Source organism: Nitrincola tapanii (genome assembly GCF_008368715.1).
GTDB lineage: Bacteria > Pseudomonadota > Gammaproteobacteria > Pseudomonadales > Balneatricaceae > Nitrincola > Nitrincola tapanii.
In genome coordinates this window covers 1-17,052 of sequence record NZ_SMRS01000012.1, presented here as the reverse complement: position 1 = coordinate 17,052, position 17,052 = coordinate 1, and the positions used below count along the sequence as shown (strand labels likewise).

Sequence of the window (17,052 nt, the reverse complement as noted above, 5' to 3'; positions counted from 1 at the left end):
CTCAACTTTCCGACTCCTGCAGGGTTAGGCTCCAGTCCTGTTCAATCTGCTGTAACAGATGGTGGAGGTTTTGCTCTAAATCCTCAGGCAGCAGAAAAGCCTCCGCTTCAAGCTGATTTAACCAGGCAGAAACCAGACGCTCTAACTGACGGGAAGATTGACTAAGGGCTTGGCACTGATAACTGCCGGAAGCCCCCGTGAGGTTATGCGCCTCACGGTGTAAATCCCTTACTAGCTGTGTTTGCTCGCTCACGCTGGCCTGCTGGATCTGAGCCAGCAGGCTCTGTAACTTTTCCAGCCGAACCGGGACACGCGATAGAAAACTTGCTCGTAATGCTGCGAAACTCATCTGCATCCACCTCTAATCCGGAGAGTGTCAGTGTATACAGAGGCCGAGGGGGATCGCTAGGTGCACGCTGTAAACAAGCTGATCTACGGATACAATTATGCTACATTTGCCACCAATAGCCCTTTAAACATAAGGGGAATCTTAACGGCCTGCTGTAAGACCGGATTATGCCTCATCTTGCGATTATTGAAGACGACATGGATCAAGCCAAACTCCTGGCTTACTGGCTTAAACCCTATGGATTTGATGCCACCCTGTTTATCTCAGCCGAACTCTTCCTGCACTCGCTGCATCAGGGTCAGGAGTTTGATCTCCTCTTGCTGGACTGGATTCTGCCCGGACAAAGTGGTATCGAACTCTTGCAAGCCTTGTCTGCACACCCAAATCTGCCGCCTATTATTTTTACCACCGTCAAGGATAAAGAGATCGATCTGGTCACGGCTTTACATTTAGGTGCCGATGACTTCATTCATAAACCCTTGAGCAAAACCGTGTTGATCGCTCGCATCAAAGCGGTTTTACGGCGCTATGGACGCCAGTTTTTAGATGTAGATCCATCCGAGACACTGGTGCTCTCGGATAAAGAACTCACTCTGACCTTTCACCATCAATCCCTTAAGCTAACCGCGACCGAATATCGACTGCTGCATCTGTTTTTACAAACCAGCAACAGCCTGCTCAGTCGTGAAGAACTCGCGGACAGTCTCTGGGGTGATGAAGAAAAAGCACTAGATGGCCGTGCACTTGATCTGCTCATCAGTCGACTACGCAAAAAACTGCGTGGTCTTAACCCGCCCCCAGGCCAGATCATCAGTCGTTATGGCCAGGGTTATCTATTTGAGCGCGGCTAAAGCTTAAGACTCAGTTTGAGTCATGTATTGATCCCGATGCTCATCACGTGCTGCCAGAATTTGGGGAAGGCATAATTCAAAGTGCTTCACCACTTCAGGATCAAAGTGTGCACCTGCTTCCTGCCGGATGAGTGCAACGGCCGCCTCGAGTGTCCAGGCTTTTTTATAGGGCCTTTCCGAAGTGAGCGCGTCAAACACATCAGCAACCGCAACAATACGCCCCGTCATCGGAATCTCTTCGCCCTTGAGTCCGTGTGGATAGCCCGTTCCGTTCCATTTTTCATGGTGGGTGAGCGCAATTTCTCGTGCCATCTTGAATAAAGGGGAATCATCACCGGCTAACAAATCGGCACCAATTTGTGCGTGTGTTTGCATGATTTTCATTTCATCATCAGTGAAGCGACCAGGCTTCAGCAGGATATGATCGGGGATACCGATTTTACCGATATCATGCATCGGACTGGCATTTAACAGCAGATCGGCTGCCTCCTGATCCCAGCCCATACTTTGGGCAATTAGTGCTGAAAACTGACTCATGCGTATGACGTGCATGCCGGTTTCATTGTCACGAAACTCGGCCGCACGCCCTAACCGGCGTATCACCTCGAGTCGGGTATCATGCAACTCTTTTGTTCTTTCAGCCACCTTCTCTTCCAACAAGGATTTTTGATCATAGGTGATACGAAAAGAGTAATAGGCCTCTAGAGAATTACGGACACGAATCAATAACTCTGTACGATCAAAGGGCTTGGTGATGTAATCACGCGCTCCCATTTCCAAGGCTTGGATCAGGTACTCGCGTGAGTTCTGTGCCGTCAAAATAATAATCGGTGGTAATAACGGATCTTTTAATGCGAAGAGCTGCTCCATCACCTGATAACCATTTAAGTGCGGCATATTTAGATCCAGTAGAATTAGATCCGGGCGATGAGCCTGATACCGCTCTACTACCTGACGCGGGTCCAGAATCTCCTCAAGACCTATGTATCCCTCTTTTTCCAGCATCTTGCGCAACAGCTTAAGATTGACGGGCGCATCATCCACCATGAGAATGCGTGAAGCATAAAAAGGATTTAAAACGTCCATCACCCTACCTCGTGATTTAGCACTAGATTAAAACTACTTACTCGATTCCATCCTAGCCAAGTCCAAAATTTCATTGATCAAATCCAATAAATGCTCACCGGATTTAAGGATTTCATCCACACTGTCTAACTGATCCGGTGACAGCCCCTCATCACACTGCAAAAGTTGAGCAAACCCCAAAACGGCATTCAAGGGGGTTCTTAATTCATGGCTCATACTCGATAGGAAATTGGATTTAGCTTGATTGGCTTTTTGCGCTTCCTCTTTCGCTTTGATCAGATCTTGCGTCATCCTGCGCTGATTAAAATAGGTTTCAATACGGTTGGAGATCTCCTCCAGAAGCTGTAGCTCCTCCGCCAAGAAAGATCGAGGCATAGAGGAGGTACTTTCTAAATGCACCTCCATCCAAGCCTGATCTGCTGCGGCAAAGCCAGGCAGATTTAAGCTCTTTTTCAGCATGACTTCTGAGCTTTGATAGTCATTGGAGGTGAACCACTCACCGGCATAAAAAATTCCGACATGGGTATAATCGGGATAGGCCCAGCCATACGGCATCTCATCCACAATCATTTGTATGATGGCCTGATCGCTTAAGTTTTCATCCACTAAGTAATCGGTGATACGGTTTAAACAGTTGGACTCTTTAATCCGCTCGCCCTTTTCCCAAAGTAATTGCTCCAGGCTCGCTTGCGAACTCTGTAGTTCACGCTCGGCAATAAGATGCTGCATCTGTTGATGCAACTGCTGTTGACGGTAGAAGTGTCGCGCGTGTAGCTGTAGACGTGGCCACAATTCACTCGCGGCACTCGGCCAACTCAGCCAATCCTGAGCCCCGGCGGCTAAGGCCTGCACTGAGGTCACGCACGCCTGACGATCCACCAGAATCACCGGGCGTTTGCGTGGCATGGGCAACTCAGACAAAACTGAGACCAACTCCAAACAGGGGATGTCGCTGACGGCAGTATCGATGAGGATCACGTCAGGTGCCAGCACCTGCAGAGCCAACATGATCTCTTTGGCATCCTGTAAGCAGTGTATCTGCAGATTTTCCTGCGGCAGAGCACTCAGATATTCGACCGATTCATCGGCCAGAATCAGCAACTTCATCGGTGGTTCCTGCCAGAGAAGATCCCCTATTTGCTCAGCGAGTAAGTTAAGCTCAAGGGGTTTACTCAAATAGGCTAAGGCCCCTGCTCGACTCGCCGCTAAACGCGCCGCCAGATCATCCCGCGCCGACATCACAATCAACGGCAAGCTGTGCCCCAACGGTTGAGTCAACTCTGACAAGCAGTTCAAGCCCGCCAAAGGGCCTTCCGGAAGGACTAAATCCATTAACACGGCATCGGGTAACTCAGAGGTATGCTGAAGATAGTCGGCAAACGCCTCCGCTCCCTGGAAACTGATGACGGCATAACCGGCTTGCTTGAGCACTTGTTCGACCAAAACCGCTTGATCGGGATCATCTTCGACCAAGCACACACGAATAGGCCGCGCTAAGGATGAGGGGAGCTTGTGTGGATTTAGACTATTCAAACAAAGTACCTCACTTCCATCTCATCAGACTATGTCCTAGTGACTCTAGCAAACCACTGTCATCACTGAAAAGCGAATCCTTTGATACATTAGTGATACATTTCTTTTTATCCTGATTTTTAAACAGGTTTCTGTAGAAGAGAGATGCTATGAGCGCTCTTTTCACTTAAGCTTAAGAACAGCCTTTAACTTTAGGAGCCTGTCTTGTCAGCGCTTATGCACCGACTCCTGATTAGCCTCTTCTTTTTATTGATGAGTTTTCATCTTGGGGCGGCGCCTGCTCAACCCTTAGAGCAAGATTGGCAATATCGCTGGGGGGATTCCCCCTTCACACAAGGCATTCCCGATTGGACTCAGGAGGCAGCGCCTGAGTCCTGGCACGCCATCGACTTTCCTTCTAATCCACCGGATCGACAGGGACAGCAGAATGTCTGGTATCGCACCCTGCTACCGGAAGGACAATTTACGGATCCGGTACTTTATATCTACAGCATTGATTTGATTGCTGAAGCCTATCTTGGCTCCGAGTTGATTTATCGATTCGGGGAGTTTGATGAGCAGGGTCGCGGCCAGTTCATTGGCTGGCCCTGGCACAAAATTGATCTGCCGGAAGGTTATGCCGGGCAAAAGCTGCATTTCCGTATTTTCTCTGACTACACCGACATAGGCTTATGGGGTGAAGTCAAAATCATGGAACGCTCGGATTTACTGGTCTTTATCCTGGAAAAATCCTATGCCAACCTGGGCATCGCCGCCTTCTGTTTGTTTATTGCCGCCCTGGCATTAGCCTTTGCGTGGGTACAGGGTGACCAACGTCAATTTATTTATCTCTCTCTGTTTGCGCTGGCGTCTGCAGGCAAGCTGTTAGGGGAAACGCAAGCAGTACAGCTGGTCTTGGATGCCCCTTTTTTCCGCACCTATATGACGGCTGTCGCCTATTACTCGATGCCTATTTGGATCGCTTTGCTTTTGCGTGAATGGTTAGCCGGTCCTCAAGCTCGGCGTATGGCATGGATCGCTTATGCTCACCTAGCCTATTTGCTGGCGGCTTTGGGAGCTGCGGCCCTCAATTGGATTCATCTGTCGATCACCTATCCCATTTTTGACCTGCTCTTCTCTTTGAGTCTGCTGATTCTTCTGTGGACGCTACGCAATCAATTTCAACAGATGGAAGCTAATCAACGCTGGGTGATTGCAGCCTTTAGTATCTTTGCACTGCTGTTGTTAATCGATATGGCTGTGGCTCACGGTTTCTTACCCTGGGTAAGGGTTCCTCTCTCACTCGGTGCGCTGGCGTTTGCGATGACGTTGGTGGTGATCTTTTTACATGATTACAGCCAGATGCAAAAATGGGTTCGAACCTTAAACCGCTCTCTGGAAACCCAAGTGAAAGCACGCACGGCCGCATTGGAAGGTTATGTAGACAAAGAGAAACAGCGTGCCGAACAGCTCACCCATGTGCAGCTGCTGGATCGTCGCGTCGAAACTTTGATTCATCACTTGCAAAGCTCGAACTCGACACAAGCCGCGATCGCCTTAATCGGTGTCGAGTTACCCCAGCTCTTATCTCCCCTACCGATTAGCATCCAACCTTTTGATCCCGATCATACAGAAGAGAGCCTGTTAGGCACTGAACTTGAATCCGGTGCACAAGTGATTTTTATTCAAAATATCAACCAGAACTCTCGTCCTTGCCTGATTCTGACTTTAGATCCAGATCAACTTCCCGCCCACACATCCAAACGCCTGCTGGAAGATTTTATGCAACGTCTTGCAGAGCGCCTCAGCTTTGCCCTCAGTAGCCGTGCGATGCAAGAGGCCTTAGAGCGTATGTCGTATGAGGACTTTTTAACGGGTTTAAGAAATCGTCGTTTCTTTGATGAAGCACTCGCGCGCGAAAGTCGTTTAGCGGTGCGTTATGAACATCCACTCGCGATGCTAATGTGTGATATTGATCACTTTAAGCGATTTAATGATGTGTTTGGCCATGAAGCGGGCGATATTGCCCTGCAAAAGGTAGCAAAAATTCTTCAGGAGCACTTCCGTGAAACCGACCTGCCCTGCCGTTACGGCGGCGAAGAGTTTGTGATCATCATGCCCAAAGCCGATCTCGAAGCAGCGCGACAAAGAGCGGAAACGTTACGTGAACGCGTTGCGGAAGAAAGTCTTAAGTTTGCCGGACAGGATCTGGGCAAAATCAGTATTTCAGTCGGCATTGCTGTGTGGCCCAACACAACCCTAGACCCTAAGGATCTACTGAATGCGGCGGATCGCGCACTCTATCGTGCGAAAGAAGCCGGTCGTAATCAAGTCCAAATAGCGCTCGACTAACGCCGCCTTGTCTGTATAAATATACAGGCGTATGATGCAGAACTGTTTAATCTTCATCTGTTGCAACGTTTGGCAATTTTCATGTTTAACTCACCGCGCCCCACCTCACGCTCTAGACGTAAAGTCACCCGCAAACACAAAAAAACACTTACCCAGGTTTGGCTAAAATCCGGTCGTAAGCAACCGGCTTGGATCCTTGTGCTGATGCTTGTCCTAGCTAGTGCAGCCTATCTGGTAGAGCGACAGATTCGAGAAACGCATGCCTATGCCGGATTGCCCCAAGCACACCAGGCTTGGCAAGCCGAAACCTGGCATCGTGTGTTACGTAATCCCGGTTTTATGGTGGGTTACTCCGATTTACGTATGAACCCCTTATGGGTGACTTACCGCTTAGATGCCGGCACACCTGGGCCTATTGGTCGCCGTCCACCTACGTTTTCGGCTGACTGGCGCACACTGATTCGGATTGATCATCACGACTATACCGGCAGTGGTTATGATCGTGGCCATCTCGCGCCCAACTATGCCATGGCACGTGTACATGGGCGTGAGGCACAACTCAAAAGTTTTTTAATGACCAACATTAGCCCACAAACTCCCGAGCTCAATCGACAAGTCTGGCAGCGTATTGAAGCGGCTGCCATGGATCACTTTGTGCCGATTAAAGGTGAGCTATGGGTAATTACTGGCCCTGTATTTTCCGGATTTTTATTCGGTTCTGAAGTCGAGCGTTTGAGCAGCAGTTGGGTCGAGATTCCAGATGCTTTTTATAAGATCTTTATTGCTCCCGCCACAGCAGAGCGCCCTTTAAAAGTACTTGCATTCCTCGTACCACAAAACGTGCGAGGGAATGAGCCTCTGGGTCAGTTTTTAGTGAGTGTGCGCGAAATTGAAGACAAAACCGGATTAAATTTTTTACATCGCTTACCACAAGATCTGCAAGATCGTGTAGAAACGCAAGTGCTTCCTGCTCCCTGGCAATTAGACAAGGTCAGCCGTCAACCTGGACGTTATGCCCAATAGAAGATAAATGCTTGCTTCCACGCAAACGAAGCAAGCAGACAGACAAACCAATAAAAGTCATGATCATTTAATCAAATAAATTCTGAAAAAAATCAGCTCTCATTAACTCTTTAACGCTATTCTCCTCTTCCAAATAGAAACTCCTACTGACAACACTATCAAATCAAAGCTCAAAGAGAGGCCCAATCCCTGCAACAGGGTTTTAAAGGCATCTTGATTTAAAATCAATTCTAGAATTCAAATACTGTTCAACTTAGGCTCAGGGTTGTTACCAGAGCAAAGATAAAACTTAGACCCTGGATCATAATCTCTTATTAAACATCAATTAAGCACTTTATTTCTGCTGATCCAATACAGATTGGCAGGAAAATTGTACTTATGAACTAGAACCTAAGCACAACAAGCACACACCGAATCATTCAAAAAAACACAAGATCTTTCAAGAAGAATGCCAGCAAGGTACCTAGTATTAAATCCAGCCACAAGGCTTGTTGATAAAACGTGAATCTAAAAATCACAGTACCAAATAAGCATAATAATGAGAGAACTTGATATGACACAAAATACACATACAAATCATACATCGGATACAACCAAACTTGATGTTATGGTTATCGGTGCAGGTGTAGCCGGATTATACCAATTACACCGAATGCGTGAAATGGGAATGTCTGTACGCGCATATGAAGCAGGTTCTGGTGTTGGCGGCACATGGTATTGGAATCGTTATCCTGGTTGCCGCTTCGATTCACAAGCAGAAATTTATCAATACTGGTTTTCAGAAGAACTTTACAAGTCCTGGCAACCCAGTGAACGTTTCCCCGCACAGCCTGAAACTGAAAAGTGGATGAATTATGTTGCCGATAATTTAGACCTTAAAAAAGACATACAATTTAATACCCGAATTAAATCTGCTCATTATAATGAGAACACCGATCGCTGGTTAGTGACAACAGATGATGGCGAAAAAATTGATACGCAATTTTTAATTGCTTGCTGCGGCATGCTATCGGCTCCCTTAGTAAATAGATTCCCTGGGCAAAGCAGCTTCAAAGGTGAAATACACCATACAGGTCTCTGGCCGAAAGAAGGTGTTGATTTAAAGGGTAAAAAAGTTGCGGTCATTGGCACTGGAGCAACAGGCATTCAAGTTATTCAAACTATTGCGCCTGATGTGGGTTCTATGAAAATTTTCGTTCGAACCCCAGAATATGTTATCCCTATGAAAAACCCAAAATACACGAAAGAAATTTGGGCAGAATGGGGAGATAAATTCCATGATCTTAAAAAGCGAGTCAAAGAAACGTTCGCGGGATTTGACTACGATTTTGAAGCCCCACCTTGGAATGATCTGAACAAGGAAGAACGTACAGAGATTCTCGAAAAACATTGGAATGATGGCTCTCTGTCACTCTGGCTTGCAACCTTCCCTGAGATTTTCTTTGAAGAGGATGCAAGCCAGGAAGTCTCAGAATTTGTACGTAAAAAAATGCGTGCACGATTGAATAATGATCCCAAGCTTTGTGACCTACTCATACCTAAAGATTATGGATTTGGTACACATCGCGTGCCACTGGAAAACAAATACCTTGAAGTCTATCTGCAAGATAATGTTGAAGCCGTTAACTGCCGGGAAGCAGGCATTGAGGAAATCGTTCCCGATGGAATAAAAACCACGGATGGTAAAATCCATGAAGTTGATGTAATTATTTTAGCCGTAGGTTTCGATGCGGGCTCAGGCGCATTGAGCAGAATAGATATTCGTGGCAGAAAAGGGCAATCACTGAAAGAACAATGGCAAAATGAAATCAAAACAGCCATGGGTTTACAAGTACATGGCTATCCAAATCTCTTTACAACAGGCGCTCCATTAGCACCATCCGCTGCACTTTGTAATATGACAACCTGCCTACAACACCAGGTTGACTGGATCTCAGGCTGTATCGATTATGCCATTAAGCATGGCAAGCAAGTAATTGAAGCCAGCCAAGAGTTTGAAGACGATTGGGTTCGCCATCATGATGAGGTTGCTAATAAAACATTAGTGGTCAAGACAGACTCTTGGTACATGGGATCTAATGTTGATGGCAAACCAAGACGACTCCTTTCATATATAGGTGGCGTAGGAAACTATCATAAGAAGTGTGATGAGTTAGCAAAAAACGGCTATCCAGGTTTTTTGATGTCATAACATAAAAGAGTTAGCTGCCACGATTTCTCCCCAGGGATCGTGGCAGCACCTAATCAGGTGATCAAAATGTCTAATTATTACTCTCAAGAAATACATGGCCCCTACCAGCTCATCAATATCGGCAACTTGAACCTCTATGAAGGTGGTGTAATTGAGGAGTGCTTTCTAGCTATTTCAACATTTGGAAAATTAAACTCAGAAAAGAGCAACGCTATATTAATACCTACTTGGTATTCTGGCACAAGTAAAATCATGCTGGATGCTTATATTGGTGAGGGTAGAGCCTTAGATCCAGATAAATATTTTATCATTATCGTCAATCAGATCGGAAATGGGTTATCTATCTCTCCAAGCAATGCTCCAGAAAAAATACATGGTAAAAAATTCCCTAAAATAAGAATCTGTGATGATGTAGATGCTCAGCATAAGCTACTTAAAGAACACTTTAAAATAAATCAATTAGAGTTAGTTGTGGGTGGATCCATGGGCGCCCAACAAACATTTGAATGGTCGGTAAGATATCCTGATTTTGTTAAGCGTGCGGCTCCAATTGCAGGCACCGCTAAGAATAGCGAACATGATTTTGTATTTACTGACACTCTGATTGAGGCCATTACCTCAGATCCAGCTTATCAATCGGGCGACTATGAGAATTCAAAACAAGTCTCTATTGGATTAGAACGCCACGCCAAACTCTGGACTGTCATGGGTTGGAGCACCGAATTTTTTAGAGCGGCTAGACACCAATCTCTCGGCTTTAAAGACATCCATGATTTTATTGCCAACTTTATGATTCCTTATTTTTCTGAAATGGATCCAAACAATCTACTCACCATGGCTTATAAATGGCAAAGAGCGGATGTTAGCTTAAACACCGAAGGAGATTTATTATCAGCTCTTAGAAAGATTAAAGCAAAAACATATGTCATGCCAATTTCACATGACATGTTCTTTACTTGCCAGGACTGCTTGGCCGAACAAAAATCCATTAAAAACAGCCAGCTAAAAGTCCTAGATTCAATTGACGGTCATCTGGGACTCTTCGGAACTGACTCCAAAATGATGGAACAGCTAGACCTCTATCTGAAAGATCTTTTACTCGAAATTTAGTGAAAGAAATAAAAATCTCATAAAAACAAAAACATGAAAGAGACCAAAATGAAAATAAAAAATAAATTAAAAGCAGGTATAGCTGCAACAAGCATCATGCTTCTATCAAACAATGCACTCTCACTTGATATTGATCCCGGAGACTACACGCCCTTGCCTTCAGGGGTTAACCTAGGTGTTCTATATCTACAAAACTCAGAAAGAACAAAACTATACAGTAACAAGGAAGTCATTAGCACGAATGCGAATCTCAAGGCAAATGTTTCCATCCTAAGGGGTGTACATTATACTGAGTTTGGTGGGAAGATGGCTAATATTCAAATCCTCCTTCCTTTCGCCAGTCTTAAAACTCGAAAGGACTTATCAGCGCTTGGTAATTCTAAAGGCATGGGTGATCCAATTCTTGCTTCAGCGCTGTGGTTTAACAAAAACCCTACTGACGCAAATCTATACGGCATAACCCAGTACTTATTTGTCCCAATCGGCAAATACTCACCCGACAGAGCTTTAAATATAGGTGAGAATAGATGGAAGTATACTCTACAAGCTGGTTATATTGGCAAAATATCTGAAAAAATTCTTTTTGATCTAACAGGCGATGTGACTATTTTCGGAAAAAATAGTAAATTCTCACCGGATAGGCTCAACCTAAAGCAAGATAATTTATATCAAGCACAAAGCTACTTGCGATACAAACCTTCTGCAAGCTCTGAAATCCACATAGGCTATTCAAAGCTATGGTCAGGCGAAACCACCGTCAACAATATAAAACAAAACGACCAAAGCAATCAGCAAAAAATAATGATCGGCGGATCTAAGTTTATATCAGACAGAACTCAGATTTTAGCTAATATTAGTCGCGACACAAAAATCGACAACGGCCTAAAGGAAGACCATAGATTCAATCTTCGTCTTCTACATGTATTCTAAAGCAACAGGGGCTATACGTTTTAGCCCCTTATTTCCCTAGGCAAAACATGCTATAATGTTGATTAGATATTACAGATAAACTCTTTAAAATAATAATCATTCGAGTTTGTAATGTATGAATAAAATTATAACACCTGATGAGCTACCCTTATGGGTACCCGGAGATATGTTAAGTTCGAGCAAAGAGCTTGGCTGGAAAGACATTTCTCAAAGATCATACTATTATAAAGGACAAGAAGTACCGATTCCCGCACTCGACCACTTTATGATTGTCTCTTATCATAAAGGATTGACCCCTATGTATCGACGCATAGAAGAGTCAACAGGCATCAAAACCACCTGCTCCCCTAGCGACATCTCTTTACTTAGCAACTCACAAAACTCTTATTGGGATTGGACGGAAGATATTATCGTTTCACACATCTATCTTTCGAATCAATTTATGTCCAGAATTGCAACAGAAATAACCGAGAAACCCATTGAAAACATCATATTACATGACATTCTTCAGCTGAGAGATCCATTAATAAGTTCGATAGTGGAGTGTCTAAATAATGAAGTGAGATCGAGTGGCCTAGGTGGTTCCGTGTATGCCGAAGCACTTGGAATTCAATTAGCCGTTCATCTTTTACGCAACTACGCTAATTTACAATTCAAAGAATCTACTGTTTTAAAACTATCAAAATCTCAAGAGAAAATCATACGAGAATACATTAACACAAATTTACACAAAAACATTAAAATTGAAGATCTATCCAACCAAGTTGGCATGGGTGTTTGGAATTTCTCCAAACGATTTAAGCAGTCTTTTCATTGCTCCCCACATGTTTTCCTTACTAGAACCCGAGCAGATAAAGCAAAAAAATTAATTTGCGAGGGAGACTTCGCCATTAAAGAAATCGCTTATCTATGCGGATTCTCTGACCAGGCGCACTTAACGAGAACATTAAGCAAAATATTTGGTATTACGCCTAAAAAGCTGCGCAATCTATAACCTCCTCCTCAAGATATTATTCCTTAATACCACTTTTACCCCGACCTACCATCATTCAAGATTTTTTAACAATCCCAAACTCAAAAACAAATGAAGACACTCTCTATTCTATCTTTATAAACCCCCATAATAAAAAACCAAACCCACCTATTATATCCATGTAACTAATCACAAGATAACAATACAAATTTTCGAATAGTGCATCTAGTATTTATAAACGAAGTAGCACGCATCAAGTAGTTAATAACAAGTAAATAACACTTATGCATTAGCCACAACTTAATTATCTGGACACTATCATGAAAACCTCACCCTTAATCTCAAAGAAAAGGATTGCACTCGCCATTACTATGGCTTCACTTGTCACACTGAGTGGGTGCAGCGGCTCTTCACAAAAATTCGTTATTGACGACAACGGCGGTGATGTTGTTATTCCAACAGATCCTAACGACCCGAACAACCCTAATGATCCAAACAATCCATCCGATCCCATCGACCTTAGTGGTGGGACCATTCAAGATCTGCAAGATACCATTGAGGTGCTAGTCGAAGGCTCTTTACTTGATCCCGTCAGTGACTTAACCGATAACTTGCTGAACCCAGAGACTGGATTACTTTCTCCGGTTACTGGCTTAGTAGATGACCTAACTTCTGAAGGTGGATTGCTTGAACCCGTAGGTGGAGTTTTGCATTCTGTTTTAGGTGATGAGGGCATTTTACGTCCCACTGTTGAGCTGTTAAATTCTACGCTAACTGATGGTGAAGCAGGTACGGGCACCGTTAATCAAGTCGGTGAGACACTTTACCTGATTACCGGTACCGAAGATGGTTTAGCACCGGTCAGTGACCTCATCACTTCTCTAGTTGATCCTTTAGATGGCCTACTCTCTCCTGTAACAGGAACATTAGATGCTTTAACCGGTACGAACGGCGCTCTACAGCCTGTCGGCGATCTAACTGGAGCACTCCTCGGTAACGATGGCTTACTGGCCCCAACACTTTCCGCCACTAGTGCTATTTTAGACGATACAGGCTTAACACCATTACTTAGCCCAGTATTAGATACCTTAGGCGGCACTGTTCAAAGCTTAAATACCTCGCTTGATAGTGTTACTGGATCTCTTACCGAAGGCGAAATGGGTACAGGAACACTGACTGATGTTCAAACAACCGTCGACACACTTCTAGTCAATACTGCCTTAGCTCCTGTTGGCGATCTAACTAATAATTTGCTTAATCCAGAAACCGGGGCCTTGATTCCTCTTTCTACTACTATCGAAGGCCTAACCGGTCTCGGAGGCGGGCTCGAACCTGTTGGCAGCCTGATTGGCACCTTGGTCGGACAGGAAGGTCTTTTGACACCTGTTCTGGAAACAGTTAATGGTTTATTGGTGAATTTACCACTGTCCGATTTAAATCTGCTCTCCGGTGATCTTCTTGGTGAAGATTTACTTGGCGGTGATCTACTTAGCGGCGTACTGGGTGGCGATTTACTTGGAAGCCTTCTCGGTGGAGACTTACTTGGTGGCCTTCTCGGAGGTGATCTACTCGGCGGAGACCTGTTAGGGGGTGATCTACTCGGTGGCGTGCTCGGTGGGGACTTGTTAGGCGGTGATCTACTCGGTGGCGTGCTCGGTGGAGATCTGTTAGGCGGGGATCTACTCGGTGGCGTGCTCGGTGGGGACCTGTTAGGCGGTGATCTACTCGGTGGTGTACTCGGCGGAGATCTGTTAGGCGGGGATCTGCTGGGTGGAACCGTTGGTGAAGGCACGATCACGGATGTACAGGGCGCTGTAGGCACTCTGCTCAACAATACCGCTCTAGATCCAGTCGGCGGCTTAGTGAGTGGCTTAGTCGACCCTCAAGCTGGCGTATTGGCACCTGTTACAGGTCTAGTCGATGGCCTGACCTCTCCGACCGGAGCCTTAGCACCTGTAGGTGGTCTTGTTAATGGACTCATCGGTGATGAAGGAGCTCTCACTCCTGTTCTGGGCACTGTTAACGGTTTATTGGGCGGCGTCACCGGAGGCTTACTGGGTGGTAGCTCACTTTTGGGCTCCAATGGATCCTCAACTAATTAAGATACTCTAATATACCTCCCCTAATCGAAACTGCCCAAATATAACTTTGGCAGCCTCCGATAACTTGCAGCACCAATTGGTGCTGCAAGTTTTTTTATTCTAAATAAACATAAGTATCTGAGCATTTCTAAATAAAACACTCAGATACTTATAATTAAACACATATAACTAATCATAAAAGAAAGATTTTTATTAGCCCCTAGTATCTATAGCATCTTATATCAAACTGAAGCAGGGATGATCCGATTTATAACATGGATGCCTGCCAGTTAATCAATGAAAACTTGATCTTACTGACTGGGGCTTTAAATAAATGGCTAAGAAACGTTTTTCACCTAAAAAAAGCATGGCATTAGCCTTTGCTATTTCTTCACTGATCGCACTAAGCGGATGTAGCGGCTCTACTCAGAAATTCATTATTGATGATTCTGGTGAGGAAGTTGTCGTTCCCGGTGGCAATGACGGTGCCAACGGCAATGACGGCGCTAACGGCAATGACGGCGCTAACGGCAATGACGGTGCCAACGGTAATGACGGTGCCAACGGTAATGACGGTGCCAACGGTAATGACGGTGCCAACGGTAATGACGGTGCTAACGGCAATGACGGTGCCAACGGCAATGACGGTGCCAACGGCAATGACGGCGCTAACGGTAATGACGGTGCTAACGGCAATGACGGCAGCAATGGTAATGATGATGTCACAGACACCAGCGGTACTATCTTAAACCTACAGGGCACAATTGACGCATTGGTTGATGACTCGCTGCTTGACCCTGTTTCCGAGCTCACACACAACTTACTTGATCCTAATGAAGGCCTATTGTCTCCAGTCACAGGTTTAGTCAATGACTTGACAGCAGAGGGCGGGGCTCTGGAGCCTGTAGGAGATTTATTAAATGGAGTTCTGGGTGATGATGGATTACTTCGTCCTGCGATCCAGTTGGTTAATTCGGTTTTAACTGAAGGTGAAGCCGGAACTGGTTCCATTAATCAAGTTGGTGAAACTCTTTATCTCGTTACTGGAACTGAAGGTGGTTTAGCTCCTGTCAGCGATCTCGTCGGCTCACTGGTAGATCCAGTTGATGGCCTACTCTCGCCTATAACTGGAACCTTGGATGCCCTGACCGGTACAGGAGGAGCCCTGCAACCTGTAGGAGATTTGACCGGAGCACTTTTAGGCAACGAAGGCCTGTTAGCACCAACACTAGGCGCTGTGAACACTCTTTTGGATGATACAGGCTTAACTCCATTATTAAGCCCTGTTTTAGACACCCTAGGTGGCACTGTTCAGAGTCTGAATACAACTGTGGATGGTATTACTAGCACCCTGGCGGCAGGCGAAATCGGAACAGGCTCCCTTACTGATGTTCAAAGCACCGTGAACACCTTAGTTACAGACACGGCTTTAGCACCTGTTGGTACTCTGACAAATAATTTGCTGAACCCAGAAACAGGGGTTCTAGTGCCGTTATCTACAACGATTGAGGGACTGACAGGCATTGGCGGTACGCTGGAACCTGTTGGTGCAGTTGTAGGTACACTTCTTGGGGAAGAAGGCTTGCTTACCCCTGTCGTTGAAACAGTGAACGGCATCCTCGTCGGATTACCTCTATCTGATTTGAATCTTTTGTCAGGCGATTTGTTAGGTGGCGATCTATTAGGCGGGGATTTACTAGGGGGTCTTTTAGGTGGCGATCTTTTAGGAAGCCTGCTGGGAGGGGACCTTTTAGGGGGTGATCTACTCGGTGGCGTGCTCGGTGGAGATCTGTTGGGCGGGGATCTACTCGGTGGCGTGCTCGGTGGGGACCTGTTAGGCGGTGATCTACTCGGTGGTGTACTCGGCGGAGATCTGTTAGGCGGGGATCTACTCGGCGGCGTTCTCGGTGGAGATCTGCTGGGTGGAACCGTTGGTGAAGGCACGATCACGGATGTACAAGGCGCTGTAGGCACTCTGCTCAACAATACCGCCCTAGATCCAGTCGGCGGCTTAGTGAGTGGCTTAGTCGACCCTCAAGCCGGCGTATTGGCACCTGTTACAGGTCTAGTCGATGGCTTGACCTCTCCGACCGGAGCCTTAGCACCTGTAGGTGGTCTTGTTAATGGACTCATCGGTGATGAAGGGGCTCTCACTCCTGTTCTGGGCACTGTGAATGGTTTGCTTACAGGATTGACAGGGGGCGACCTATTAGGTGGTGATCTTCTTGGTGGTGTACTGGGTGGTGATCTTCTTGGTGGTGATCTGCTCGGCGGCGACTTACTTGGTAATGTAACCGGTGGCGATCTATTAGGTGGTGACCTGTTAGGCGGTGATCTACTCGGTGGAGTTCTCGGTGGAGATTTACTGGGCGGTGTGCTGGGAGGAGAGCTGCTCGGTGGAACCGTTGGTGAAGGTACGATCACGGATGTACAGGGCGCTGTAGGCACTCTGCTCAACAATACCGCTCTAGATCCAGTCGGCGGCTTAGTGAGTGGCTTAGTCGACCCTCAAGCCGGCGTATTGGCACCTGTTACAGGTCTAGTCGATGGCTTGACCTCTCCGACCGGAGCCTTAGCACCTGTAGGTGGTCTTG

General features: G+C 45.9%; 12 protein-coding genes. 9 read left to right on the top strand and 3 right to left on the bottom strand.

Annotated elements, in window-relative coordinates; translation table 11 throughout:
- Position 1 precedes the first annotated feature (1 nt).
- Positions 2–349, bottom strand: a complete 348-nt coding sequence (locus E1H14_RS12635; protein ID WP_160142069.1) for an Hpt domain-containing protein — start codon at positions 347–349, stop codon at positions 2–4.
- Between the two features lie 167 nt (positions 350–516).
- On the opposite strand from E1H14_RS12635, the gene E1H14_RS12630 reads away from it, so the two are divergent.
- Positions 517–1,200, top strand: a complete 684-nt coding sequence (locus tag E1H14_RS12630; RefSeq protein WP_149391844.1) for a response regulator transcription factor — start codon at positions 517–519, stop codon at positions 1,198–1,200.
- A 3-nt stretch (positions 1,201–1,203) separates the two neighbouring features.
- Here the strand turns inward: E1H14_RS12630 and E1H14_RS12625 are convergent, their stop codons facing one another.
- Both E1H14_RS12625 and E1H14_RS12620 read right to left on the bottom strand, forming a co-directional pair.
- On the bottom strand, positions 1,204–2,286 hold the full coding sequence (locus tag E1H14_RS12625) for an HD-GYP domain-containing protein (RefSeq protein WP_149391843.1): 1,083 nt from the start codon (positions 2,284–2,286) through the stop codon (positions 1,204–1,206).
- A 33-nt stretch (positions 2,287–2,319) separates the two neighbouring features.
- Positions 2,320–3,819, bottom strand: coding sequence for a response regulator (locus E1H14_RS12620; protein ID WP_149391842.1), 1,500 nt, complete (start codon positions 3,817–3,819; stop codon positions 2,320–2,322).
- A gap of 204 nt (positions 3,820–4,023) precedes the next feature.
- On the opposite strand from E1H14_RS12620, the gene E1H14_RS12615 reads away from it, so the two are divergent.
- The 8 genes from E1H14_RS12615 to E1H14_RS12580 form a co-directional block, all read left to right on the top strand.
- Entirely contained in the window at positions 4,024–6,150 is a 2,127-nt protein-coding gene (locus E1H14_RS12615; protein ID WP_149391841.1) for a GGDEF domain-containing protein, read from the top strand.
- A gap of 81 nt (positions 6,151–6,231) precedes the next feature.
- A complete protein-coding gene (locus tag E1H14_RS12610; RefSeq protein ID WP_149391840.1) occupies positions 6,232–7,173 on the top strand; it encodes a DNA/RNA non-specific endonuclease in 942 nt (313 codons plus the stop codon).
- 553 nt (positions 7,174–7,726) lie between these two features.
- Positions 7,727–9,364 carry a flavin-containing monooxygenase gene (locus E1H14_RS12605; protein WP_200834113.1) on the top strand — a complete coding sequence of 546 codons (1,638 nt, stop codon included), beginning with the start codon at positions 7,727–7,729 and terminating at the stop codon, positions 9,362–9,364.
- 66 nt (positions 9,365–9,430) lie between these two features.
- Positions 9,431–10,474: an alpha/beta fold hydrolase gene (locus tag E1H14_RS12600; protein ID WP_149391839.1), complete on the top strand. Its 1,044-nt coding sequence runs from the start codon at positions 9,431–9,433 to the stop codon at positions 10,472–10,474.
- 48 nt (positions 10,475–10,522) lie between these two features.
- Positions 10,523–11,404: a transporter gene (locus E1H14_RS12595; protein WP_160142068.1), complete on the top strand. Its 882-nt coding sequence runs from the start codon at positions 10,523–10,525 to the stop codon at positions 11,402–11,404.
- Between the two features lie 115 nt (positions 11,405–11,519).
- Positions 11,520–12,398: a helix-turn-helix transcriptional regulator gene (locus tag E1H14_RS12590; protein ID WP_149391837.1), complete on the top strand. Its 879-nt coding sequence runs from the start codon at positions 11,520–11,522 to the stop codon at positions 12,396–12,398.
- 299 nt (positions 12,399–12,697) lie between these two features.
- On the top strand, positions 12,698–14,479 hold the full coding sequence (locus E1H14_RS12585; protein WP_149391836.1) for a hypothetical protein: 1,782 nt from the start codon (positions 12,698–12,700) through the stop codon (positions 14,477–14,479).
- 313 nt (positions 14,480–14,792) lie between these two features.
- Positions 14,793–17,052 (top strand): beta strand repeat-containing protein (locus tag E1H14_RS12580; protein ID WP_200834112.1); only part of this gene is annotated, 2,260 nt, incomplete at its 3' end.